The following is a 24,215-nucleotide window of genomic DNA, read 5'->3' on the forward strand; positions in this document are numbered from 1 at the left end:
GGGTGCGAGGTGTGACGTTCGGGCGGGCTACTGCGCGATCCCGAACCGGAACCCTTCAGTAGCCCGTCTGCGGTCAGTCTCTGCCCGCAGCCTGAGCGCCTGCTGTTCGTGAGTTGCGCGCTCGCTGGGCATCTTGGCCCAGGCGATCAGGGCAACGCCGGCAGCGAGCGCCAGCCGACGAACGACCGGTCGCCGGCTGGCGACGCGGGGAACTACGGGGATGCTCATGGTCGTCATGACGCGTCCTCCTCGGTGATCTCGTGCCCATCGAGCACGGGGAATGCGAAGTACTGAATCTGGACGGGTCGGGAACCGACGACCCGTTGGCCGCGATGCTCGGCCGCAAACTGACTGACCAGATCGAAAATCTGCGTGTTCAGTTCGCCAAGCTGCTCGGCGGTCACGTGGACACTGGCGGAGTGCAGCATGGTGGAGTGTTGCCACCGCTCGGTGAGTTCGGCCATGCCGCGTTCGACGATGTCGCGCACCCCCGCCTCGCGGTGGTGCAGCCACTCGCGCATGATGACGCGACTCGCTTGCTTGCCCGCCTCACTCTGGTCGAGTTCGGGCCCGCCCATCGTGATGGGCCCGGGAGTGCGCTCCCACCAGCGCTCGCGGGCGGTGCCGCGCCCCTCGACCTCTCGCACGTAGCCGTGCTTCTCGAGCTGGCGCAGGTGGTAGCTGGTGGCCCCGCTCGACTCTCCGAGCCGCTCGCCCAGGGTGCTCGCGGTGTGAGCACCGTAGGTCGACAGCGCCTCGATGATCTGCACGCGCAGCGGATGTGCCAGCGCCTTCAGGCCATCCAGGTCGGCAATGCGGCCGTCGAGATCGTCGGTGGAGGTCATGTGATGAGCATAGCCATGCAAAGTTCTCTTTGCAAGTAGTTCTTTGCAATAGTTTTTTTGCAACGGCTTCTTTGCTGTTGAATGTGGGACCGGGAGCGAGGGGGTGTATGGCCGCACCGCGCTCACGCTTGGCGGCCTACAGTGGCGGGATGACGAATCCGTTTTTCGCGCCGAGCACCCTGCCCTACCAACTGCCTCCCTTCGCCGAGATCCGCGACGAGCACTACGCCGAGGCGATCGACGCCGGCATGGCCGAGCAGCGCGCCGAGATCGCCGCGATCACCGCGCAAGACGATGAGCCGACATTTGCCAACACCATGGAACCGCTCGAGCGCAGTGGCCAGCTGCTCATGCGCGTGCTGCGAGTGTTCTACAACCAGTCGAGCGCCAACTCGTCTGACGCGACGAACGCGCTGGAGGAGCAGTACGCTCCCCTGCTGTCGGCGCACCAGGATGCGATCACACTCGATGCCGCACTGTTCGCCCGCATCGACGCGTTGCATTCACGGCTGGACGAGCTCGACCTCACGGACGAGCAGCGGTATCTGATCGAGCGGCGCCACACCGAGATGTCGCTCGCCGGCGCGGGGCTCGACGACACCGCCAAGGGGCGCCTTGGCGAACTGAATGGCCGCCTGTCGACGCTCACCACGAAGTTCGAGAAGAATCTCCTGGCTGACACGAACGACCTCGCCGTCGTCGTCGACGACGTGGCCGAGCTCGACGGACTGACCTCGGGCGAGATCGCCGCCTGCGCGCAGGCCGCCGCCGACCGTGGGCTGGACGGCAAGTACCTCGTCTCGCTCGTGCTGCCAACCGGTCACCCCTACCTCGCGTCACTCACGAACCGCGAACTGCGCGAACGGATCATGGCCGCATCACGAGCGCGTGGGGGACGGGGTGGCGACCACGACAACCGCCAGGTGCTGCTCGAGATCGTACGTCTGCGGGCAGAGCGCGCTCTTCTGCTCGGGTTCGACAACCACGCCGCATTTGTCGCGGCCGACCAGACCGCGAAGACACCCGAGAATATCGCCGCCATGCTCGAGAAGCTCGCCCCAGCGGCGGCACAGAATGCGCGGGCCGAGCAAGACAAGCTTGAGGCCCTTGCCGGTCACCCCATCGAGGCGCACGACTGGGCGTTTTACAGCGAGAAGGTGCGCGCCGCCGATTTCGACGTCGATACCGCCGCCCTGCGTCCGTACTTCGAAGCGGAGCGCGTCCTGCAGAAGGGCGTGTTCGCCGCCGCCACCCAGGTGTTCGGCATCACCTTCACCGAGCGCACCGACCTCGTCGGGTACACCGACGGCGTGCGGGTGTTCGAGGTGCACAACGAGGACGGCAGCGAACTGGGTCTCTACCTGCTCGATCTGTACACGCGCGACTCCAAGCGCGGCGGTGCGTGGATGAACGAACTCATCGGACAGAACGAGTTGCTTGATCACCCGACCGTGGTCGTCAACAACTTGAATGTGCCGAAGCCCCCGGCGGGCGAGCCGACACTGCTCACCTTCGACGAAGTGAACACGTTCTTCCACGAGTTCGGCCACGCCCTGCACGGTCTGTTCGCGCACGTCACCTACCCGCACTTCACGGGCACCAACGTGTACCGCGACTTCGTCGAGTTCCCGAGCCAGGTGAATGAGATGTGGATGCTGTGGCCCGGTCTCGTCGACGATTACGCCGTTCACTACGAAACCGGCGAACCGATTCCGGCCGAGACGATCGAGAAGATTCGCGCGAGCGAAACGTGGGGCGAAGGTTTCGCGACGAGCGAGTACCTGGCTGCCGCCCTACTTGACCAGGCGTGGCACCGTCTCAGCCCGGAGGAGGCGAATGCGGTCACCGACGTCGCCGCGTTCGAAGCGGAGGCGCTCGCCCGCGTCGGTCTCGACAACCCGGCCGTGCCGACCCGCTACAGCTCAACGTACTTTGCCCACACCTTCTCTGGCGGCTACGACGCTGGGTACTACAGCTACATCTGGAGCGAGGTGCTCGACGCCGACACGGTCGAGTGGTTCAGAGAGAACGGCGGCCTGACGCGCGCGAACGGCGACCGCTTCCGCGAGTACGTGCTGGGCATCGGTGGGAAGCGCGACCCACTCGAGGCGTACCGCGAGTTCCGCGGCCGCGAGGCCCGCATCGAGCCGCTGCTCGAACGCCGGGGGCTTGCGGCCTAATTGTCAGCTTCGTCGCAGGCGCAATCCCTAGCCACGCGTCGAGCACGCGCGTAACGTGTCGTCACGCAGTACGGACACGATGACGAACAACGACGGAGAGGGTGGACTCCCGATGGATATGCGCATGATGATGGCCGACGCGATGGTCGAGGGCATGGACATGGAGGCGATGCAGAACCTCATGGAGGCTGCCGCCGCCTGCGAGCAGGCGTGCACGATGTGCGTGAGCAGCATGTTGGGCATGGACGGCATGGAAACGTGTAGCGCCCGCTGCATGAATTGCGCCGACATGAGCAACACGATGATGCGCATGATGATGCGCCCTGCCGGCATGGAGATGGACGCCATGATGGCCGCCATGCAGGCCAGCATGATGATGGCGAAAGCGTGTTCGGCCGAGTGCTCGATGCACGCCGACATGAACGATCACTGTCGCATGTGCGCGAAAGCGTGCGACGAGCTGGTCTCGGCGTGCGAGGCCATGATGGCCTCGATGCGTCAGATGAGCTGACGGTTCGAAGGCCCTACCCACCTACGCCGACGCGGAGCACACTGTGCTTCGCGTCGGCCGTTTTCAGCACGTCGTAGACCGCGTGCAGCGACACCGGGGCGCCCGGCAGAAGCTCGCCCGTAAGGTCGGCGTGGTTCCACAGCACGATCGACTGGTCGTCGCACAGGGTGACGACTTCGATCCAGCCGCCCACCGATGTGGCCACGACGATCGCGTCGCGCCACTTACCCGGCGTCGCGGACGACACGCGCTCCTGTATCGGCGAAACTGCGTGGCCCGCCGCGCTCGACGTGCACATCGCGTCGCAGTCAATCAGCGAGTGCTGGCGCTGCGAGTGCGAGGTGGAGTCGGCGAACATGCGGCAACGATACGAAGGCGCTGCCCCCGGCGCCAGCGATCGCGTCACACGGCGCAATACGCGGCAACTGTCGCAGTGTGCTCCCTAAAACCAGATGCTGAGGCGCGGCGCGATCGGGCTGCGCAAGAGCGCGTCGGCGGCGACGGCGGCGCGCGGCGTCTGCTCGGTAATGCGGCCAGCGGCGGCGAGGGTGGACGCGCTCACGCCCCCGAGGTACAGCGAGCCGAGGGCCCGCACGTCCAGCGCGAGGTGCGCAGAGCCGTCGGGCGCCTCCCCGTCGAGCGGCGCGCACTCCCCCGACCCGTCGGAGTGGGCGGTGAGCAGGTAGCGCCCGCCGGCGATGCCGTCGGGGTCATCCACGTCAAGCACGAGGCTGCCCTCGGCTGCGTAGCCACGCGCGGCGAAGGCGGCCGGCACGTCGAGGATGCGCACCCACAGATGATCGGTGACGTCCGTCGTGCGCACGGCACGTGCATCCGCGACCTGCCAGCGCAGCGGTTCGTCGACGCTGCGCAGGCCGACCGTAATCTCCGAGACCAGGTCGAGCTCGAGCAGGTACCGCCACAGCGCGGCGTACGCGTCGGGAGTTGCCGCGATCAGCTCCGTGACCGTCACGCGGTGCTTCGTGAAGTCGCTGCCCTGCTCGGCGACCCGGTAGAGCGCGAACCCTTGCGGCTCGCCCGTGCCGTCGTCGTAGCGCACGGCGCGCAAGGCCCCGGCGTCTTTCTTCGTGTCGCCCGTCAGAGCGAACATGCGATCCCACAAGCGCGGCCAGCGGTCGACTTCTCCGGGCACCGCGCGGCGCGCGCGGCGTTCGATTTCGGGTGCCTGCTCACGCAGCACCGTGCGCTCGACGAGGTGTACGCGGCCGTCAGGAACGGAACCGGACCAGGTGGCGCGGCGCTGCTCGATCGAGAGGGATGCGGCGAACGCGGCGGGCGAGAACCCAAAGCGTCCGTAGATGGTCGCCTCCGAGACCGTCAGCACCGCGAGCGGGGCGCCGTGTTCACGCGCAGCGGTCAACTCTGACTCGAGCAGGGCGCGGGCGATGCCGCGGCGGCGGTGCGTTGGCGCGACCGTAACCGAGCTGATGGCCCAGGCCTCGACGTCACGCTCGCCCGGGGTGGTCAGCCGGGTCGGCCACGAACTGACGGTTGCGACCGGGGTCGCCGAGTCGGCGGCCGAGTCGTCCCACACGGCCGCGAGGCGACTGTCGCGAAAGGGGGTGAAACGGTCAGCGAGCTCGCCATCCTCGGGGTCATCGGCGTAGAAGCCGCGGAGGTCGGCGCGCAGCCACGCAGCGCACTGCGCCTCGTCATCGAGATCGACGAGACCGAAGCGGAGACCGCGGGCGGCAAGCGTGGACGCCTGTTCGGCGGGAACGGGAAGGGACTGGAACGGGTGACGCGGCATGGCGCCAGGCTAGCGGTCGGCCTCGTCAGTCGTCGGCGCTCTCGGAACCGACACAGGTGCCTCGACGCAGTAGCTCGATCGCGACCACCTCAACGGGCACGCCGGATGCGCTGGCTTCGTTGCGCAGCAGTGTCGCGATCGGCCCGGGGACCGTCAGCACGAGCGCATTCGGGTCATCGTCAGAGCCGTGCAGCGACGTGCGCCCCGCTACGGGCGGCACGGGGTGACGCGGTTCGTCGCGCACAAAGATCGCGAGCACCGGTACGACGACCGTGCCCAGCACATCGAGGATGGCGATGACGCCGAAAACCCGCCAGTACAGGTCGCCGTCGTCGCCCGGAATGTCGCCCTCGGTCACGATCGGAAGGATCAGCATGATCGCCACGATGCCGATCGCCACGAGTGTGGCGGCGAGCCCGATGCGAATGGGACGTCGACGACGGCCGGCGAGAAGCAACAGCAGGTTCGCGTGCGCGAGGCTCACCGCCAAGACCCCGGCGACTCCAAACGCCTGCAGCCAGGTGTCGAGGTCGGGCAGGTTCCAGTCGCGCCAAATCAGCACCATGCCCGTCACCAGCGCGGCGAGGCTGGCAAGCAGTCCGGCTGCGGCGACGATGCGCATCGAACGGTCAGCAATCGCGAGGTGGCACAGCGCCGTAATCGACGCCGCGCCGAACAGCACGGTGGTGAGCAGGATCTTGCCCTGCGTCTCGCCGAAGTCGCCGCCCAGCAGGGCGACGATCCCCACCACGGCGGCCGCCGAGAACGAGATGATGATGCCGTAGATGGCACCCTTGCGGGCCGCGGAGATGATGTCGGGGTTCATGGCGCCTCACCCTGTTCTTCCGGCAGCGCTGCCGGGCGCGGTGACCGCGTGCGGGTCACGAGCATCACGATAGACCCGGCGAGCAGTCCCCAGAAAGCGCTTCCGATTCCGGCGACGACGACGCCCGAGGCGACGACGACGAGGGTGACCGCGGCGACGACGCGAGTATCGGGCGGTCCGAAGGCCGCCACGAGTCCCGACGCGAGGGCCGAGAACAGCGCGAGGCCCGCTACGGCGATGATCAGGATCGGCGGCGCGGCCGTCACGAGCGCCGTCGCTGCGCCGGCCGCAAGCCCCAGCACGATGTAGGTGACGCCGCCGGCGATCGGGGCGATGAAGCGCCTCGAGGGGTTGGGATGCGCATCCGGACCGCCCATCAACGCGGCGGTGATCGCCGCGAGATTGAGCGCGAAGCCGCCGAAGGGGGCGGCGAGCACGGTCGCGGCGCCGCTCGACGTCAGGATGGCGCGGGCGGGCACCTCGCGGTAGCCGAGGGTGGAGAGCACCGCGAAGCCGGGCACGTTCTGCCCGGCCATCGTGACGATGAACAGCGGGACGCCGAGGCTCACGATGACGGCAACATCGAACGCGGGCGGCGTGAGCGCGAGCACCGGCGCGAGCGGCGCCTCGGCAACCGCATCGGCACCGGTGATGACGATGCCGACGATCGCGACGAGCATGGCGGCGGGAACGGCCCACCGCGTGGCGAAGCGCAGAAGCACCAGCCAGACGACGATCACCGGCGCGGCGAGCACCGGCTGCTCGATCAACGCCGTCACGGGGGCGATGCAGATCGGAACGAGGATGCCCGCCAGCATGGCGCCCGCGATCGGCATCGGGATGCGGGTCATCGCGCGGCCGAGCGCCGGCCAGAGTCCCGTGATGGCGAGCAGCACCCCGCACACGAGGAACGCGCCGATCGCGGCGCCGTAGTCGTCGGTGACACCCTGGGCGGCCACCAGCACCGCGGCGCCCGGCGTCGACCAGGCGAACGACAGCGGCAGGCGGAAGCGCCACGACAAGAGCCCGGCGAGCAGCGCCTGCGCGATGCACAGGATCAGCAGGCCGCTCGCCGCCTCCGCGGGTGATGCGCCCACGGCGATGAGCCCGGCGATGACGAGTGCGAACGAGCTGGCGAAGCCCGTCAGCGCGCCGATGACCCCGGCGATGATCGGCTGCAGCACAGGCTGAGCCTACTGGCGGTCAGCTGCCGTAGCGGTACCAGTGGCGCACGTGGTCGCGGTCGCGTCGCGCCTGCCAAAACTCGATCTCGGTGGGAGCCAACGCCCACGCCGCCCAATCGGGGTTGACCTCGTCGCCCGTTTCGGGACGCGCGCGCCAGTCGGCGGCCGCCACGTCGGCGGGTAGTTCTTCCACCTCGCCAGTGACGCGCACCTGGCGGCCGCGGTCGGGCCAGAAGAACGTCATCGCCGCGCTGGGGTTCGCGGCGAGGTCGATGCCCTTGCGGGTGGATCGGGCGCCCGCGAAGATCCACTGTCCGCGGTCGAGGTCTTTCAAGATCAAGGTGCGGGCCGTGACATGACCGGTCGGGCCCGCGGTCGACAGGGTGAAGGCGTGCGGCTGCAGGACCCCGTGGGCCAGCGCATCGTCGAGCCACTGCAGAAACAGCACCTGCGGGTCGTCGGGCGCGTGCGCGCGGTCGAAAACGGGAAGGTCATCGGGGAAATCGGGCAGTGCCCGGAGGCGGGAGCGCAGCGTGTCCGACATGACCACAAGGTATCTCTGGTGCCTGACAGCGCGCCCGGGTTGTGAGCCTACGCCGACTTCTCGCGACGGGCGGGGCGGCGAGGCACGATCGTGGGGGCCGCGTTGTCGATAACGGCCTCGCGCGTGACGATGACGCGTTGCACGTCGTCGTCGCTCGGCACGTCGAACATGATCGGGCCCAGCACCTCTTCGAGGATGGCGCGAAGGCCTCGGGCACCGGTTTGTCGCAGCACCGCCAGGTCAGCGATGGCGTCAAGGGCCTCGGGCGAGAACTCGAGCTCGACGCCGTCAAGTTCGAACATACGCTGGTACTGCTTGATGAGTGCGTTGCGCGGCGTGGTGAGGATGTCGATCAGCGCGTCGCGGTCGAGCGGTGAGACGGTCGTCACGACGGGCAGACGCCCGATGAACTCGGGGATCAGCCCAAACTTGTGCAGGTCTTCGGGAAGTACCTCGCTGAACAGATCGAGTTCTTTCGACTTGTCGTGCAGCGGAGCACCAAAGCCGATGCCGCGCTTGCCGGCGCGCTGGCTGATGATGTCTTCAAGGCCGGCAAAGGCTCCGGCGACGATGAACAGGACGTTTGTCGTGTCGATCTGGATGAACTCTTGGTGGGGGTGTTTGCGCCCACCCTGGGGCGGAACGCTCGCCACGGTGCCCTCGAGAATCTTCAGCAGCGCCTGCTGCACGCCCTCGCCCGAGACGTCGCGGGTGATCGACGGGTTCTCTGCCTTGCGAGCGATCTTGTCGACCTCGTCGATGTAGATGATGCCCGTCTCGGCGCGCTTGACGTCGTAGTCGGCGGCCTGGATGAGCTTCAACAGAATGTTCTCAACGTCTTCGCCGACGTAGCCCGCTTCGGTGAGGGCCGTGGCGTCAGCCACGGCGAAGGGAACATTCAGGCGCTTGGCGAGGGTCTGCGCGAGGTACGTCTTGCCGCAGCCGGTCGGGCCGATGAGCAGGATGTTGCTCTTCGCGATCTCGACGTCGTCGGCCTTCTGATCGGCGGGCTGAATGGTCTGCCCGGCGCGGATGCGCTTGTAGTGGTTGTAGACGGCCACGGACAGCGCGCGCTTTGCCGCCTCCTGCCCGATGACGTACTCGCCGAGGAAGGAGTAGATCTCGCGCGGCTTCGGCAACTCAAACTCGGCAGACGCCGCCTCACCCGACTCGGCGAGGCGCTCTTCGATGATCTCGTTGCACAGCTCGACGCACTCGTCGCAGATGTACACGCCGGGGCCGGCGATGAGCTGCTGCACCTGCTTCTGGCTCTTGCCACAGAACGAGCACTTGAGCAGGTCGGCGCTCTCTCCGATGCGAGCCATGAGCGCCCCCCTTCCTCACCGTGGACGGTGTTTGTCGAGCCTAACCCCCTGCGCCGACGTTCGCGCACGCGCTCTCCCCCGGGCGCGTCGCGCTCGCCTCGCTGCGCAGTCGCGCCGACCCCCGACCGATGGCGCACAGAGACCGTCAGGGTGGCGCCGATAGCGTGGCAGCACCATGACTGAGACACCCCGCCCTCGGCGCCGCGGCGCACTCGCACCGGCCGCGCTCGTCGCCGCCGGTCTGCTGACCCTCGCCCCCGTGCTGCCCGCCACCGCGCACAACTTTGTCGTGTCTACGAACCCCGGAATCGACGCGACCCTCACGCTCCCCCCCGAGCGCTTCGAGATTCTCACCAACGAGACACTGCTCGACGTGGCGGGCGACGGCACCGGGTTCGCCCTGCAGGTCACCGACGAACAGGGCCTGTTCTACGGCGACGGATGCCTCGTCGTCGACGGCGTCGGCATGAGCATGGGCGCCTGGCTCGGCGACGGCGGCACCTACACCGTGTCGTACCAGTTCATTTCGGCCGACAGCCACACCCTCTCGGGCACCTACCAGTTCGACTACCAGCCCGACCCCGCCGCGACGATTACGCCCGGCAGCGAGGCGCCGCTCGCCTGTGGCGACCCCGCGCCCGGCACCGCAGTCGAGGCGACGCCTGACCCCGAGGTCGTCGCACCCGACGCGACCGCCGAGCCCGCGCCGGAGCCCGGCGAAACGGACTCCCCCGCGACCGACGATGCGTCCGCCACCACGGGAATCCCCACGGGGCTTGCCGTCGGCATCGGCCTCGGCGTGCTGGCGCTAATTGCCGCGATCATCGGCGGCGTGGTCGTCGCGCGCCGACGCCGCGCGTAACGCTTCGTGACGAGCGCGAGCCCCGCATCCCGAATTCGGATGCGGGGCTCGCGTCGTTCGCGGAACGTGCCGAGCGCTAGCTCGCCGTCAGCGCCGGCTGGGTCTTGCGGCTCGTCAACACCTGATCGATGAGGCCGTACTCGAGCGCCTCCTGCGCGATGAGGATCTTGTCGCGGTCGATGTCTTTGTGCACTTCCTCGACGGTCTTGTTCGAGTGCTTTGACAGCGTCTCTTCCAGCCACTCGCGCAGACGCGCGATCTCTTTGGCCTGAATCTCGATGTCGGAGGCCTGCCCGCGACCCGCGTCGCCCGTGGCAGGCTGGTGAATGAGCACGCGGGCGTTCGGCAGCGCCAGGCGCTTGCCGGGCGACCCGGCGGCGAGCAGCACGGCGGCAGCAGACGCAGCCTGACCGAGTACCACCGTCTGAATCTGCGGGCGGATGTACTGCATCGTGTCGTAGATCGCCGTCATCGCGGTGAACGAGCCACCGGGCGAGTTGATGTACATCACGATGTCGCGCTCGGGGTCTTGGCTTTCGAGCACGAGCAGCTGGGCCATGATGTCGTCGGCGCTCGCGTCGTCTACCTGCACGCCGAGAAAGACGATGCGGTCTTCGAAGAGCTTCGCGTACGGGTCTTGACGCTTGTACCCGTAGGCCGTGCGCTCTTCGAAGCTCGGCAGGATGTAGCGGCTCTCAGGCATGAGGTGCGCGGGAATTCCGGCGGTGGGCATCTGCATGATCAGTCCTTCGTGTCTCTCGTCTACCGGCCGGGTTACTTCGCGTGCTCGGTTCCGCCGCCGCCGACCACGTCGCTCGCGGACGACCGGATGTGATCGACAAAGCCGTACTCGAGGGCTTCATCGGCGGTGAACCAGCGGTCGCGGTCGCCGTCTTCCATGACCTGCTCGACCGTCTTGCCAGTCGCCTCGGCGGTGATGGCGGCCAGTCGCCGCTTCATGTCGTTGATGAGGGCGGCCTGCGTCTGAATGTCGCTCGAGGTGCCGCCGAAGCCGCCGTGCGGCTGGTGCAGCAGCACGCGAGCGTTCGGCGTGATGTATCGCTTGCCCTTGGTGCCGGCGGTGAGCAGCAGCTGCCCCATGGAGGCGGCCATACCGATCCCGACGGTGACGATGTCGTTCGGCACGAACTGCATCGTGTCGTAGATCGCCATGCCCGCGGTGATCGAGCCACCGGGCGAGTTGATGTAGAGGTAGATGTCCTTCTCGGGGTCTTCGGCCGCAAGCAAGAGCAGCTTCGCCGCGATCTCGTTGGCGTTCTCGTCGCGCACCTCCGAGCCGAGCCAGATGATGCGGTCTTTCAGCAGCTTGTCGAAGACGTTGTTGGGCAGTGCCGGTTCGGCCATTGAGAAAGCTCCTTGGGGTCGTCTCTGTGCAACCGAATCTACGCGACCGCCATGCCAGGGCCTGGCCGTGTTCGCCGTGGGCAGAGCGGGTGTCGGCTGGTCTTCAGGAAACGACACCGGGCCCGCACCCTCACGGGTTGCGGGCCCGGTCGATACGGGATGCGCGGAGCGCCTAGTGCTCGTGGCCCTCGTGATCGTCGTGGTCGCCCTCGGCGACAGCGTCACCGACCGGCGCGGTGGCGGCCGCGGTGAAGCGCGACAGGTCGACCGCGGCACCCGCCGTGTCGACGACCGTGACCTTGCTGAGCGCGACCGAGAGCGCCTTCGAGCGGGCAACCTCGCCGACCATGCCGGGGATCTGGCCGTTCTGGTCGAGGATCTTGATGAACTCGCCCGGCTCCATGTTGTACTGCTGCGCGCCCTGGATGAGGAACTGGGTCAGCTCGTCCTGGCTGACCTTCACCTCCTCCTTCTCGGCAAGCGCATCGAGCAGGATCTGGGTCGTGAACGTCTTGCGGGTGGAGGTCTGCACCTCGGCGCGGTGCTCGTCGTCTTCGAGGCGACCCTCGTTCTCGAGGTGACGGTGCACCTCGTCGTCGATCAGAGCGTCGGGAACGGGGATCTCGACCTGGCCGAGCATCCACTCCAGTAGCTTCTCGCGCGCCTCGGCACCCTGACCGAACGACTTGCGCTGGGCTAGCTGCTCGCGAATGTCGTCTTTCAGCTCACCAATGGTGTCGAACTGGCTCGCGATCTGGGCGAAGTCATCGTCGGCCTCGGGCAGCTCGCGCTCCTTCACCGACTGCACGGTGACCTCGATCTGCGCCATCTCGCCCTCGTGGTCGCCGCCGAGCAGCTTCGACTCAAAGGTGGTCGACTCGCCAGCCGTCAGCGTCTCCACGGCCTCGTCGATGCCATCGATCAGCTCGCCCGAACCGACCTCGTACGAGATCGAGTTGGCGCTGTCGACCGTGTTGCCGCCGACAGTTGCGACCAGGTCGAGCTGAACGAAGTCACCCTTGCCAGCCGGACGATCGACGGTGACGAGCGTGCCGAATCGGGTACGGAGGTTGTCGAGTTCAGCGTCGACCTCCTCGTCGGTGACCTCGGTCGCCTCGACGGTGATCGTCTCGGACTCGTAAGCCGGCAGATCGAAGTCGGGGCGAACATCCACCTCGACCGTGACCTCGAGGTCGCCCGAGAAGTCTTTCTCGCTCGGCCAGGCGGTCACGTCGGCCGACGGGCGTCCGAGAGCGCGGATGCCCTGCTCGGTGATCGCGGCGCGGTAGAAGCCATCGAGGCCTTCGCTGACCGCGTGGTTCAGTACCTCGGCGCGGCCGACGCGCTGGTCGATGATGGGCGGCGGCACCTTGCCCTTGCGGAAGCCGGGAATCGTGACCGACTCGGCGATGTGCTTGTACGCGTGCTCGATGCTGGGCTTCAGCTCATCGGGGGTGACCGTGATGACGAGCTTCGCGCGCGTCGGGCTGAGCTTCTCGACCGTGGACTGGACCAAAGGGGATCTCCTGGGTGTGTGGACGTGTGGGGGCCTGGTCGGGGCGACAGGATTTGAACCTGCGGCCTCCCGCTCCCAAAGCGGGCGCTCTACCAAGCTGAGCTACGCCCCGCGACCGTGACCGTGACCATGCGCGCGTCACGACGAACGGTCGCGGACGAAAAATGGCCGTAGCGAGTCTAGCCGAGTTGCCGCGTGCGCCCGCCGACCAGGCTCCTCCGTGCGCTACGCTGGTGCACTGCGCGGGCTTTCGAGCCCGTCGCGGGGATGTAGCTCAATGGTAGAGCCTCAGTCTTCCAAACTGATGGTGCGGGTTCGATTCCCGTCATCCCCTCTGATGCCCTGACGGGTGGCGATACGCCGCCCGTCAGGGCATTTGTGTTGCGGCGAATCGACGGAGCGATGTCCGCGCCGTCGCCACACGACGACCGTCGCCGGTGTGTCGGGGGATGACACACCGGCGACGGTTGGCGTTGAGTGACGCAGCGAGCCTGCTCGCGCTCTACCGGTCTTCGACGACACCCTCCTCCATGGGCATGATGTCGAACTCCATGGGCTCCGGCAGTTCGATCACTCCCTCCACGAGCGAGACCACCCCCGAGAACCAGCCGTCGGGCATTGCGAAGGCATAACCGGGCACGAGCCAGGCATTTCCGTCGGCGTCCCACATGAGCAGCAGCGTCGGCGTCGCGTCGTCGAGGGTGACGGTCACCACCTCAGGTTCTGGCATCGGATCGGGCATCGGCTCGGGAACCGGCTCGACGGTCGGCTCAGGAGCGGGCTCGACGGTCGGTTCCGGCTCCGGCTCGGTCGGCTCGGTGGGGTCAACCGGATCGACCGGCTCAATCGGCTCGACCGGCTCGACCGGCGCGACACCGTCCCCGGGACTGCCTGGATCTGAACTGCCCCCCTCACCCGGTGCGGGCTCGTCGACGGCGCCCTCGGTGCGTGCCATTCCGCTCGACACCGGCGTATCCGCGGCGATGAAGCTCACATCACCCTGGAAATCGGGTCCGGGAGCAGCACCCCAGCGCCAGTCTGCAAGGCGCTCGACCGCCTCGCGCGCTGACACGGTGCCGAAGGATCCGCGCTCGACCGCCTCGACGGCGTGGCCGCTAGCCCACTGAATGTCGCCGGTCGCCGACCACGACACCGACCAGTCCAGCGCCGTGCGCTGCCCGTTGACCACGAGGTGACCGGTCGCGGTGGTTTGCCACTCGTCGGTGTAGACGACGACCTGATCGGGAGAGATCCGGAGTCCCGCTCCCGCGAACAGCTCCGCGGCGAGCGCCTGGGCCTCCGCCCCCATCGGGGCGAGGCTCGGACTCGGCACCTCGTCGCGGAATGGGATCGGGTTCGAGTACCACCAGGTGCCGGTTCCCACCCAGGTGGTTGTCACCGCGGGTGCGCTGCCGTCTTCCGGACCAATCACGTAACTCGGGTAGTCGTCGCTGAACCACTCCGAGCGCTCGACCGATCCGTCGACGCCGTACAGGGAGGCGATGCGGGCCAGCGTGTCATCGGGGGTCCCGACCCGACGCAGCTCGTACACGGATCCCGTGCCGCCCGCTGTGCTGAGTCCATCTCCCGCGAGGTACTCGTACTGCACCCACGGCATGATCATGGCGTCGGCACCCATGGCGGCCTCGGCGCCGGCGATACGGGCCCCGTCGGAGCTAGACGCGGCGGTGAATAGGGGCGGCTGGGTCGCCGTGAGCGATCCGCCAATGACGAGTGCGCCGACGCTGACGGCGGCGACCGCGGTGAGGGAGCCGGCGGCGACCTGCGCCACGCGTCCGCGGTTGACCATGCGCGGAGCCTTGCGGCTCGGCGCACCGGTGACGATGTCAGTCGAGAGGTCGGGAGCACCGACGTCGAGTGACCGCTTCAGGCGACCGTCGAGGTCGTCGGGTGTGGTGTTCATGCCCTGATTACGTCGCGGGGCGGGCGATTCTTTCAGGTCGAATCAGAAACTTTTCCGAGTAGATCGGCGAGGCGGGTGCGGGCACGGTGCAGTCGGATGCTCGCGGCGTTCGCTGTGATGCCGAGCGCCGTCGCGACCTCGGCGGCCGTGAGACCCTCGACGACGCCCAGCGCAAGCACCTCGCGGTCGCGGGCCGACAGCGCGCGCCACGCCTCCGCGAGGGCACGGTCGGCCACGACGATGTCTTCGGCCGAGGGCGCCGAATCCTGAGCGGTCAGTCGGGCGAGCACGCTCGTGCGGGAGGCGAGCTGCCGACGGTGGTTGGCGACCACGTACGAGGCGATTCGGTACAGCCACGGCAGTTCTTCGCCGTCGGCGACGCGGTCGCGCTTTCGCCACGCAATGGCAAACACGTCGGCGGCGAGATCGTCGACGGCGTCACGATCGACGCGTCGCGCAAGGTAGGCGCTCACCGCACCGAGGTGCTGCGTGTAGACCGCCACGAACGGGTCATTGTCGGGGGGCACGTCGCCATTGTGGAGCCCGGCCGCGACGCTCGCCGCCTGCGACACGTTTTCCCGTCGCCCGGTTATCCCCAAGGCTCATTCGTCCCCAGGGACTTTTGTATCTGTTGTCACGACGTTTCCGCGCACTAGCGTGTGGCGGCATGAGGCCCTCCTCCGCGCGCGGAACAGCGAGTTTCCCCCGCTCACCCCACGACCTGCGCTCCACCGCGCAGTGCCCGGCGTGCTTCACCGAATTGCGCGCCGTTGTCTGCCAGTCGTGCGGGCTGAACCTCGCGCATCCGCTCGCCGCAGAGCTGGCTTCCCTGTCGGCAACGATTGCCGACGAGCTGGATGCACGACTCCGGCTGATCGATCGCATGCGTCGCGAACCGGTCACCGCGGTCGCCGCCGTGCCCCCGGCACCTCCCGCGCCCGCCGCCGCGTCCGAGATGCGCGAGAGCGCGGGCAGACTAACTCAGGAACCCACGGAGGTCTCGGGCCGACGGCCGCGTCGCTCGGGTATCCAGATCGCTCTGGTGGTCGTCGGAATCGCCCTGCTCAGCGTGTTCGCACTGTTCGGAGTGATCTACGTCTTCATCGCCTATGGCGTCGTGGCGCGGTCGGTGATCATTGCGCTTGCATCGCTGGCCACCCTTATCGCGGCGAGTGTGCTCGCGCGGCGCGGCCTCGGCGCCACTGCCGAGGGTCTCGCCGCCCTCGGAACAGTCGTTTTGGTCCTCGACGCGTGGGCGGTGCGGCGCACCGATATTGCGGGGCTTGCCGGCGTTCCCGAGACCGGCTTCTGGGGCGGGGCGCTGCTGGTCGTTGCCGTCGTTGCCGTGGTGTGGGCACGGCTGGGCGGCCACCGCTCCCCCCTCCTGGTCGGTGCGAATCTGATTCCGGTCAGTGCGGCGCTCCTGACGGTTCAGCTCGCCTCCGACCTGCCGCGCGGCGCCGCGCCATCGCTCGCCGCCCTCGCGGCCTCCGCTGCCGCGGTTGTCGTCCTTGCTGCTGGCGCACGCGCCTTCCGCACCTCGCACGCGCCTGTCGTCGTCGAGGCTGCCTCGCGCACTCCCCTGCTCAGCCTGATCGTCGCCGCGGTCGCCGCCATCGCCGGAGTGGCGATGCTCAGCCACTCGGGGTGGTGGTGGGGTGCGGCGGTTGCCGTCGGTGTTGCGTTCCTGACGGGTGTCGCCGCGTGGCTGCTTGCACGCGCGAGCGCCTCACCCGCGGACACGACGATTGCCGCGACGCTCGCCGTGTGTGGCTCGATGGGGCTCATCGCCGGACTGGTCATTGCGGCAGCGTCGACAGACTCGGAATCCGCCACTCTCGCCATCTCCCTGCTCGCACCGGCCACGCTGGTGGCGATCGCCGACGTTGCCCGTCTGCGCACGACGAGGCTTCCTGCGCGGCTACCCCTCACCGCTACTGCGATCAGCGCCGCCGTCCTCACCGCTCTCGCCGCGACGCTCGCGCTCGTGATCGTGCTCACTGCGGTGACCGACGCCGTGATTCGCGCCGACAACGCTCGAGGCGCGGGCGCCGACGTGCTAGGGGTGAGCTCTCTGGAAATCACCGCCCTTGCCGGCCTGGCCGCGGTGCTCGTCATCGTCGGTGGCGCCTCGCGCATCGGTGATCGCCTCAGTGATCCGGGGCGTGCACTTCCCGTGGCAGCCGGGGCAGGACTCGTCGTCGCGCTGACCGCTGTCGCGATGCCCACGTGGTGGGCGCTGATGACCTATTCCGCAGTGGTCAGCATCGGTGCCGCCGCGGCCGCCACGCTGCCGCGCACCCGCGGCGACGGGAGTGGCCCGCGGTCGATCCGTCTTGGGCTCAGCGTCGCCGCGGTGTCTGCCGCCCTTGTCGCGGTCAGCCTGGGCTGGACGATCGACGGGGGCTGGTGGGTCGGCATCGTGATCGCCCTGGTCTCGCTCGGGATCGGCCGCCGCGTGACCACCCGTTCGGGCACCCGCGCAACGGCAACGGCGGTCAGCGGCCTGCTGGTGATCGCATCAGCGCCCAGCATTGCGTCGATCACGCAACTCGACGCAATCGCTCTCACGCTCGCCGTTGCCTCGCTCGTCGTCATTCTCGGACGATTGGTGAACGCCGACAGCCTTGAGCGGCACTTGCTGAGCATGAGCGTCCTGCCCGTCGGCCTCTTCCTGTTGATCGCCCAGCTCCTGGTCGCCCCGACCACGGCCAGCCTGCAACCCGCCGCGGGTGCGCTTGTCTTCCTCGTCGCGATCAGCGTCGTGTGCGCCGACTCGCGGCGCGGCGCCGGACGCTTTGCGGGCTTCGCGGTCATCGGCGCGTTTTCGACGCTCGGTCTCACGGCTGCACTCGCCACCGCGCAGACCGTACGCAGCGTGGCGGCGCTCACCGACGCGTCGCGTCGCGTGGCGGACACCGACCTGGCTCTCGCCGCCCTCAGCGCCCTCGCGGTGCTGGCTGTCGTCGGAGCACTCACGGTTCGTGGCCGCGAGCGAACGGCGCTCGACATCGGCCTCGTCGCGGTCGGCGTCCCGGCCACGATCGTCGTCACCGACGGGGGCCAGGTATCCCTCGCCCTGACGGTGTGCACCGTGCTCCTCCTGGCCCTCGCCGTCAGCCGTGACGGCCTCGTCGGCTCGCAGAGTCCCCGTCGGTACCTCGGTTGGTTCGCGCTCGCCACAGCGACCGCAGCGCTGTGGAACTTCCTCGCCGGCCGCGGCATCGACAACCCCGAGCCGTACACCCTGCCTCTCGCGGGCGCGCTCCTTGCCATCTCCGTAGTGCTCGCGCGCGTGCCCACGGCGGGGCCCGCGGATCGCCGCGTTTCGGGTCCCACCATCATCGCGGTGAGCGCCCTCGCCGTGGCCGGCATTCCGCTCGCCGCGCTCGCCGGCGACGGACCCGTCATGCGCGGCTCCGGCGTGGGCGTGGTGGCCACCGCCATCGTCTTGGGCGTCGTCATCGGCCGGGTGCACGCCGGACTGCGCTGGCAGGGCCTGCCCCACCTACTGCTCGGGGTCGCGGTCGTCACGCAGGTGGTGCTCGCCGTGAGCGTGACGGTACGTGTCGGCCTCGAGGCACGCAGCACCGGCGGCGCGCCGGTCGATGTGCTCCTGCAGGTGGCCGCCGTGCTCATCGTCATCATGCTCGTCGGCACGGCGGCGGCGACGTGGAGCACGCTGTCCGCCACGGTCGGGCGCGCTGTCCCGCGCGTCGTCGCAGCGACCACGGCGGCAACCGCGGGCGCCGCCGCGCTCAGCGCTGGCGTCATCGGAGGCGCCGGGGCGATGGAGCAGGTCGAACTGATCACGATTCCGCTCGCGCTCGGGCTTCTGCTTATCGGTACCGTCGAGCTCGACCGCCGCACCACCGCGCGCAGCCTGCCGTGGCTGACCCCCGGGTTCGTCGCGCTCTTGGTGCCAACCCTCGTTGCCGTCGACGTCGACGGGGGCGTCTGGCGCATCGCGGCACTCGGAATCGCTGCCACGATCATCCTCATCGGCGGCGTGATTCGACGGCTCCAGGCGCCGTTCCTCGTCGGCGCGATCGTGCTCCTCGTTCACGCCGGCATTCAGACCTGGCCGCTCATCGCCGCAATCGGACAGAGCATCGAGTGGTGGCTATGGCTCGGCGTCGCCGGGGTGGCCATCGTCGCTGTCGCCGCCCGTTACGAGCGCCGCGTGCAGAACGTGAAGAACACGGTGCGCCGCATCTCCGAGCTGCGCTGACTCACCGGGCGCTGACCGTCACCTGACAGTCGCTTGGAGCACGCTGGAAGTCGTGTGCACGGGCGCTGATGACGCAATAGCGTGGAAAAAGCCCTGCCGATCGTGGGGCACCACCAACAGAGAGGACGACATGACTGACGTCGCCGCAGCCCCTGAGCAGACGACTGACCCCGACATGATCTCGGGCGTCTCGCAGTATCTCGCTCCCGTGGTGATCAACTTGAGCGCCCTCGCTCTGGAGGGCAAGCAGGCGCACTGGCACGTGCGCGGCAGCAACTTCCAGGCCGTTCACGAATTGCTCGACACCCTCGTCGACCACGCGCGCGAGTGGAGCGACATGGCCGCCGAGCGTATCGCGGCACTCGGCCTGCCGCTCGACGCGCGCACCGCGACGGTCGCGAAAGAGACCACGGTTCCGCCCGTGCGCGCGGGCTTCCAGAAGACCGACCTGCTGATCGCCGACATCATCGCCGGTATCGATGCAGCACTCGTGACGCTGCGCGCAGCGATCGCGGGACTGGACGAGCTTGACGAGGTCAGCCAAGACATCGCCATCGCGATCACCAACGGTCTCGAGCAAGACCGCTGGTTCCTCTTCTCGCACATCGCCGAGTAGGCGAGCCGCGAGAGCGCTCGCGACGCCGCTGCGGCCCTAGGCCGTGGCGGCGTTGTGCTGCGCGGCGACGGCCGGCCCGAAGGTGGGGCGACCCGCCATCAGCGTGTGTGCCACCGGCATCGACCGCAGCGCCCGCGCATCCATGTCCAACGGATCCGTGTCGACCAGAACGAGGTCGGCGTGCTCACCCGCGGCGACGCGGGTGCGCGTCGACGACGCCAGGGCCTCGGCAACCGTGATGGCCTGCTCGCCGTGGAACGGCTCACGCTCATCGCGTGTGCGGGCCGTCGCAGCCGAGATTGCGATCCACGGATCGAGCGGCGCCACAGGCGCGTCCGATCCCAGAATCACGCGCGCACCCGAGTCGATCAGGTCGCGCAGGGGGAACGCGCGGTGCGTGCGGCCCGGCCAGTACCGCTCGGCCACATCGCGATCGTCCATCGCGTGCTCGGGCTGCACACTGGCCGTCACACCGAGGGCGGCAAAACGCGGCAGATCGCTGCGCCGCACCAACTGTGCGTGCTCAATGCGGCCCCCGTGCCCGAGCCTGGCGAAGGCGTCGAGCGCGAGCCGGTTGGCAGCGTCTCCGATCGCGTGGATTGCCAGCCCGAAGCCCGCAGCGTGAGCGCGGGCCATGAGCGGCTGCAGGTCGCACGGGGGCACGGTGAGCAGGCCGTAGGCGTGCTCCGTCGCGTCCGGGTAAGGGTCGCAGCAGTACGCGGTGCGGGTATTGAGCGAGCCATCGGTGATGACCTTGAGAGGACCCACTGACACCTCGCCGGCGACCGGGAGACCGCTGCGCAGGCGCTGGGCGATTGCGCGGTCGAGATGCTGGGGATACACGCCGAACTCGACGCGCAGGGCGTCAAACCCGCTCGCGACACGGCGCAGCCAATCGTCGAGATTCCACCGCATCTCGAGGTCGACAATGCCGACGACACCGCGAGCGGCGGCATCGGCGGCAGCCTCACGCACCCACTCGTCGATGGTTGCGTCGCTGGCCGAATCGAGTGCCCTCGTGACGGCGAAAGCGGCCTCCTCGCGGAGCAGACCATCACCGGAGTCGACACCGAAACGCACCATGGCCGCTGAGTTGAGCCACACGGCATGAACGTCGGCGCTGATGAGCACGAGCGGACGATCGGCGAGAACCGCGTCGAGCACGGACGCCGTCGGAGTGTCGGGCCACAGGCCGTCACGGAAGCCGGCTCCGACGACGACCTCGTCGCTCGTCGTGCGTGCGGCCAGGGCGCTGCGCACGATCGCGGCGGCCTCGGCCGCCGACTCGGCCTCACCGACGTCGATGCGTCGCCGCGACTGCGCCCACTGCGTCATGTGCACGTGCTCGTCCCACAGGCCCGGCAGCACAAAACGACCGTCGGCGTCGATGACGTCAGCCCCCGCGGCAATATCGAGCGCCCCGGCCGGGGCGATGGCCGCGATGATGCCGTCACGCAGGACAAGGTCGACGGGGTCGTGGCCGCCGAGAGGACGGGCGTTACGAACGGCGCGGATCATGCACCCTCCTCATCTCGCGGGCGAGCCCGGCATGCGCGTACGGTCCGTCACCCTCGAGCTCGTCGATGATTCGGTCGACAACCTCGGCCGACTTGTTCTGACTGAGCTTCAGCCGCGCGTCGATGCGGGTGACCCGCAGTCGCAGCCCGACCGTCCCGCGGGCGACCCTTCGAGAATACTCCTCGTCGAACGCGAGGCTTCGCCCGTCGTCCCCCATGGCGCGCTCGAAATGATCGGTGAGGTCGGCGAGTACGCGAAAATTCTCGGCGTCGTCGAGAATCTCGGGCACGCCGTAGAGGTGAGCCGTGACGTGATTCCAGGTGGGCACGATGTCGCCCGGCGCGTACCAGCTCGGCGAGATGTAGCCGTGCGGTCCCTGCGCAATGACGAGCACCTCGCTCTCGCCCAGCCGATGCAACTGCTCATCGGGGCGGCCGACGTGGCTGACGAGCACGATGTCGTCTCCGGTGCTCGCCGCTTCGTCGAGAAGGACCGGGTAGTGCGAGGCGACGATGCCCGTTTCCGGAACGTGGGAGACGATCGTGGCCCACGGATTCTCGCGCACGAGCCGACGGATTTCGATCCGGTCGTCGAGCACGTAGTGCGGTGTGTGACGCATGGCGTCCCCTAACGCTGACAGGTTGGGCAGTAGTAGAGCTTGCGGGCGGCGGCGAGCTCGAGCACGATGTGCGTTCCGCACACCCGACACGGCAGCCCCTCGCGCTTGTAGACCCAGTGGCGGTCGGCGCGATTGCGCATGGCCAGGGCGCGGGCCTCGTCGTCGAGTCCGTCCATCGTGAGCATCTGCCCCGTGTCAACGCCAACGCCGAGCAGGTAGCGCCAGTCGCGCCAGAGCTCACGCACCGTGTCGTCGCTCAACTGCGAACCTGGGATGTGCGGGTCCAGCCGCGCGCGGAACAAGATTTCTGCGCGATACACGTTTCCGATACCGCTCACGACCGACTGATCCATCAAGAGCAGCCCGATCGGGGTGCGGCGTGTCCTGACGCGTTCGAGCATGCGCTCTTCTCCCTCGGCGGGGTCGTCAACCAGCGGATCAGGACCGAGCTGGCTGATCACCTGCTGCACCTGGGCGGCATCAATCACCTCGCACGCGGTCGGACCGCGCAGGTCAGCGACGGCCGTGTCGGTCAGCAGTCGCGCCCGCACCTGGCCGACGGGGTCCGGCGGGAAACCCTCGAGCACGGCGGTCTCCGTCTCCTGCTCGGCCATACGCAGGCGGGTGCGCCGCGGCGCGCCGATCGACGCGAGCGAGTCTTCGTGCTCGCCGACGACGGTGTCGTCGGCGGCCCCGCGCATCCCCGTCTGGCCCATGCGGCCGCGCGAGGCGCGGGTGGTGGCGTCTCGCGCGACCGCGCCCGCGAAATCCCACGCCCCGTAAATGCCGAGGTGCACGCGGAGGTACAGCGCCTCGTCGAACTCGAGAAAGAGCTGCTTGCCCACCGCGCGCGACTCGGTCATCGTGCGCCCGTCGATCAGCGCGGCTCCCTCGGCGAAGCGCCCCTGCGGCGACGACGCGGCAACCGTCTCACCGACGAAGTGACGCTCGAACTGCCGGGCGATGCGATGGACGGAGTGACCCTCGGGCACGGCGGCTAGTGCAGCTCGTGGCCGGCGATCTGCCCGGTCGTCTCGTACTCGCCGAGCTGGCCGATACGACGCACGTGGCGCTCTTCGCCGGGGAAGGGGGTCTGAATGAAGATGTCGATGAAGCGCAGCGCCTCGTCAACCGAGTGCTGGCGGGCACCGATCGCGATGACGTTGGCATCGTTGTGCTCGCGCGACAGCACGGCAGTCGCCTCGTTCCAGACGAGCGCGGCGCGGATTCCCTCGACCTTGTTCGCGGCCATCTGCTCGCCGTTGCCCGAGCCTCCGAACACGATGCCGAGCGATTCGATGCCGGCCTCGCGGTCACGCGCGACGGCCCGCGCAGCGTTAATGCAGAACGCCGGGTAGTCATCGAGCGGGTCGTACGAGGTCGGGCCATGGTCGATGACCTCGTGACCCTGGCTGGCCACGTGCTGCTGCACCGTTCGGCTGAATTCGAGTCCGGCGTGGTCGGTGGCAACGTGGATGCGCATACCGGCAATTCTAGGCGCGGGCCGAAAGGCCCTGGCGCGCCGTGCACGTCCTGCGACAGGCTGGGTGAGGCAGCGCAGACCGCGCTCACCCAGCACTGTCGAAGGAGACACGATCCCCATGGCACGCACGATTGTCGTCACAGGAGCAGCGAGCGGAATCGGCAAGGCAACAGCCGAACTGCTGGCCCGGCGCGGAGACACCGTGATTGGGGTGGACCTCGACGGAACCGACATCAGCGCCGACCTGACGACGCACGAGGGTCGCGATCACATGGTGGCTCGCGTCCGAGAGTTGTCGGGCGGCACGATCGACGGCGTCGTCGCGAACGCGGGGCTCGCCCGTGAGCTCCCCGCGACCGTGGGCGTGAACTACTTTGGTGCGCTCGCGACCCTGGAGGGGCTCCGCCCCCTGCTTGCCGGTTCCGACTCGCCGCGCGCGGTCGCGACCGTGTCCATGGCCTCGCTGTTTCCCGTCGACGACGAGTTGCTCGACGCCATGCTCGCCCACGACGAGCCCGCCGCTCTTCATCGGGCGCAGGAGCTGATTGACGCGGGCACCGCCTCGACGATCTACGGCACGACGAAGCGGGCGTTGGCACGGTGGATTCGCCGGAACGCCGCGAGCGCCGAATGGGCGGGCGCGGGCATCCCGCTCAACGCGGTGGCACCGGGCGTCATGCGCACGCCGATGACCGCGAACATGATCGCCACCCCGGAGGCCGAGCAGCAGTTGCTCGAGATGGTGCCGATGCCGCTCAACGGGGTCGGAACGCCCGAAACGGTTGCTCACCTCATCGGGTACCTGACGAGCGTCGAGAACACGCACCTGTGCGGCCAGGTCGTCTTCATCGACGGCGGCAGCGACGTCGTGATCCGCGGAGACTCGACCTGGTAG

23 protein-coding genes and 2 tRNA genes are annotated in these 24,215 nt (G+C 68.5%); 7 read left to right on the top strand and 18 right to left on the bottom strand.

The window, feature by feature from the left end:
- Positions 1–27: 27 nt before the first annotated feature.
- Positions 28–237 carry a hypothetical protein gene (locus ACK4SC_RS09070; protein ID WP_409617238.1) on the bottom strand — a complete coding sequence of 70 codons (210 nt, stop codon included), beginning with the start codon at positions 235–237 and terminating at the stop codon, positions 28–30.
- Positions 234–845, bottom strand: coding sequence for an ArsR/SmtB family transcription factor (locus ACK4SC_RS09075; protein WP_409617240.1), 612 nt, complete (start codon positions 843–845; stop codon positions 234–236). Before ACK4SC_RS09075 ends, ACK4SC_RS09070 begins: the two co-directional genes overlap by 4 nt.
- Before the next feature lie 149 nt (positions 846–994).
- Here ACK4SC_RS09075 and ACK4SC_RS09080 point away from each other — a divergent pair, with 149 nt between their 5' ends.
- Both ACK4SC_RS09080 and ACK4SC_RS09085 read left to right on the top strand, forming a co-directional pair.
- Positions 995–3,025: a M3 family metallopeptidase gene (locus tag ACK4SC_RS09080; RefSeq protein WP_409617242.1), complete on the top strand. Its 2,031-nt coding sequence runs from the start codon at positions 995–997 to the stop codon at positions 3,023–3,025.
- A gap of 124 nt (positions 3,026–3,149) precedes the next feature.
- Positions 3,150–3,536 (top strand): aldehyde dehydrogenase, encoded by a 387-nt coding sequence (locus ACK4SC_RS09085; RefSeq protein ID WP_409617244.1) that lies wholly within the window; start codon positions 3,150–3,152, stop codon positions 3,534–3,536.
- A gap of 13 nt (positions 3,537–3,549) precedes the next feature.
- Here the strand turns inward: ACK4SC_RS09085 and ACK4SC_RS09090 are convergent, their stop codons facing one another.
- The 6 genes from ACK4SC_RS09090 to clpX all read right to left on the bottom strand — a co-directional run bounded on the left by ACK4SC_RS09090 (position 3,550) and on the right by clpX (position 9,186).
- Complete coding sequence (locus ACK4SC_RS09090) at positions 3,550–3,894, bottom strand: hypothetical protein (protein ID WP_409617246.1); 345 nt, start codon at positions 3,892–3,894, stop codon at positions 3,550–3,552.
- Between the two features lie 84 nt (positions 3,895–3,978).
- Positions 3,979–5,307: a GNAT family N-acetyltransferase gene (locus tag ACK4SC_RS09095; RefSeq protein ID WP_409617248.1), complete on the bottom strand. Its 1,329-nt coding sequence runs from the start codon at positions 5,305–5,307 to the stop codon at positions 3,979–3,981.
- Positions 5,308–5,332: 25 nt separating this feature from the next.
- Positions 5,333–6,133, bottom strand: coding sequence for a hypothetical protein (locus ACK4SC_RS09100; protein ID WP_409617249.1), 801 nt, complete (start codon positions 6,131–6,133; stop codon positions 5,333–5,335).
- Complete coding sequence (locus tag ACK4SC_RS09105; RefSeq protein WP_409617250.1) at positions 6,130–7,317, bottom strand: benzoate/H(+) symporter BenE family transporter; 1,188 nt, start codon at positions 7,315–7,317, stop codon at positions 6,130–6,132. The genes ACK4SC_RS09100 and ACK4SC_RS09105 overlap by 4 nt, the downstream gene beginning before the upstream one ends.
- Positions 7,318–7,336: 19 nt before the next feature.
- Positions 7,337–7,861: a pyridoxal 5'-phosphate synthase gene (locus ACK4SC_RS09110; protein ID WP_409617252.1), complete on the bottom strand. Its 525-nt coding sequence runs from the start codon at positions 7,859–7,861 to the stop codon at positions 7,337–7,339.
- 47 nt (positions 7,862–7,908) lie between these two features.
- Positions 7,909–9,186, bottom strand: coding sequence for an ATP-dependent Clp protease ATP-binding subunit ClpX (gene clpX, locus ACK4SC_RS09115; protein ID WP_409617254.1), 1,278 nt, complete (start codon positions 9,184–9,186; stop codon positions 7,909–7,911).
- Between the two features lie 175 nt (positions 9,187–9,361).
- On the opposite strand from clpX, the gene ACK4SC_RS09120 reads away from it, so the two are divergent.
- The gene (locus ACK4SC_RS09120) at positions 9,362–10,048 is read left to right on the top strand and encodes a copper resistance protein CopC (protein ID WP_409617256.1); all 687 of its coding nucleotides are present in this window, start codon (positions 9,362–9,364) and stop codon (positions 10,046–10,048) included.
- A gap of 76 nt (positions 10,049–10,124) precedes the next feature.
- Here the strand turns inward: ACK4SC_RS09120 and ACK4SC_RS09125 are convergent, their stop codons facing one another.
- From ACK4SC_RS09125 to ACK4SC_RS09140, 4 genes are all read right to left on the bottom strand, one after another.
- A complete protein-coding gene (locus ACK4SC_RS09125; protein WP_409617258.1) occupies positions 10,125–10,787 on the bottom strand; it encodes an ATP-dependent Clp protease proteolytic subunit in 663 nt (220 codons plus the stop codon).
- Positions 10,788–10,822: 35 nt separating this feature from the next.
- Positions 10,823–11,413, bottom strand: coding sequence for an ATP-dependent Clp protease proteolytic subunit (locus ACK4SC_RS09130; protein ID WP_409617260.1), 591 nt, complete (start codon positions 11,411–11,413; stop codon positions 10,823–10,825).
- Positions 11,414–11,585: 172 nt separating this feature from the next.
- Positions 11,586–12,929, bottom strand: coding sequence for a trigger factor (gene tig, locus ACK4SC_RS09135; protein WP_409617262.1), 1,344 nt, complete (start codon positions 12,927–12,929; stop codon positions 11,586–11,588).
- Positions 12,930–12,964: 35 nt separating this feature from the next.
- Positions 12,965–13,041 (bottom strand) — tRNA-Pro (locus ACK4SC_RS09140).
- Positions 13,042–13,192: 151 nt separating this feature from the next.
- Between ACK4SC_RS09140 and ACK4SC_RS09145 the strand changes: the two genes are divergently transcribed.
- Positions 13,193–13,263: transfer RNA gene (locus ACK4SC_RS09145), tRNA-Gly, on the top strand.
- Between the two features lie 168 nt (positions 13,264–13,431).
- On the opposite strand, the gene ACK4SC_RS09150 is transcribed toward ACK4SC_RS09145, so the two are convergent.
- Together ACK4SC_RS09150 and ACK4SC_RS09155 are read right to left on the bottom strand one after the other, a co-directional pair.
- Positions 13,432–14,853, bottom strand: a complete 1,422-nt coding sequence (locus ACK4SC_RS09150) for a hypothetical protein (protein ID WP_409617264.1) — start codon at positions 14,851–14,853, stop codon at positions 13,432–13,434.
- A 32-nt stretch (positions 14,854–14,885) separates the two neighbouring features.
- Positions 14,886–15,380: an RNA polymerase sigma factor gene (locus tag ACK4SC_RS09155; protein WP_409617266.1), complete on the bottom strand. Its 495-nt coding sequence runs from the start codon at positions 15,378–15,380 to the stop codon at positions 14,886–14,888.
- Between the two features lie 140 nt (positions 15,381–15,520).
- Between ACK4SC_RS09155 and ACK4SC_RS09160 the strand changes: the two genes are divergently transcribed.
- Together ACK4SC_RS09160 and ACK4SC_RS09165 are read left to right on the top strand one after the other, a co-directional pair.
- Positions 15,521–19,084, top strand: a complete 3,564-nt coding sequence (locus ACK4SC_RS09160; RefSeq protein ID WP_409617268.1) for an SCO7613 C-terminal domain-containing membrane protein — start codon at positions 15,521–15,523, stop codon at positions 19,082–19,084.
- A 130-nt stretch (positions 19,085–19,214) separates the two neighbouring features.
- Complete coding sequence (locus ACK4SC_RS09165; RefSeq protein ID WP_409617270.1) at positions 19,215–19,700, top strand: Dps family protein; 486 nt, start codon at positions 19,215–19,217, stop codon at positions 19,698–19,700.
- A gap of 36 nt (positions 19,701–19,736) precedes the next feature.
- Here ACK4SC_RS09165 and ACK4SC_RS09170 read toward each other — a convergent pair whose 3' ends face one another.
- Genes ACK4SC_RS09170 through ACK4SC_RS09185 form a run of 4 tightly spaced genes read right to left on the bottom strand, consistent with a single transcriptional unit; the run spans position 19,737 to position 23,320 of the window.
- Positions 19,737–21,218, bottom strand: a complete 1,482-nt coding sequence (locus ACK4SC_RS09170; protein WP_409617272.1) for an amidohydrolase family protein — start codon at positions 21,216–21,218, stop codon at positions 19,737–19,739.
- Entirely contained in the window at positions 21,199–21,837 is a 639-nt protein-coding gene (locus ACK4SC_RS09175) for an FMN-binding negative transcriptional regulator (RefSeq protein WP_409617274.1), read from the bottom strand. Before ACK4SC_RS09175 ends, ACK4SC_RS09170 begins: the two co-directional genes overlap by 20 nt.
- Positions 21,838–21,845: 8 nt before the next feature.
- Positions 21,846–22,829 (bottom strand): Fpg/Nei family DNA glycosylase, encoded by a 984-nt coding sequence (locus ACK4SC_RS09180; protein WP_409617276.1) that lies wholly within the window; start codon positions 22,827–22,829, stop codon positions 21,846–21,848.
- Positions 22,830–22,834: 5 nt separating this feature from the next.
- Complete coding sequence (locus ACK4SC_RS09185; RefSeq protein ID WP_409617278.1) at positions 22,835–23,320, bottom strand: ribose-5-phosphate isomerase; 486 nt, start codon at positions 23,318–23,320, stop codon at positions 22,835–22,837.
- Positions 23,321–23,438: 118 nt separating this feature from the next.
- Here ACK4SC_RS09185 and ACK4SC_RS09190 point away from each other — a divergent pair, with 118 nt between their 5' ends.
- Positions 23,439–24,215: an SDR family oxidoreductase gene (locus ACK4SC_RS09190; RefSeq protein WP_409617280.1), complete on the top strand. Its 777-nt coding sequence runs from the start codon at positions 23,439–23,441 to the stop codon at positions 24,213–24,215.

The organism is Microcella sp. (assembly GCF_046293215.1).
Taxonomy (GTDB): domain Bacteria; phylum Actinomycetota; class Actinomycetes; order Actinomycetales; family Microbacteriaceae; genus Microcella.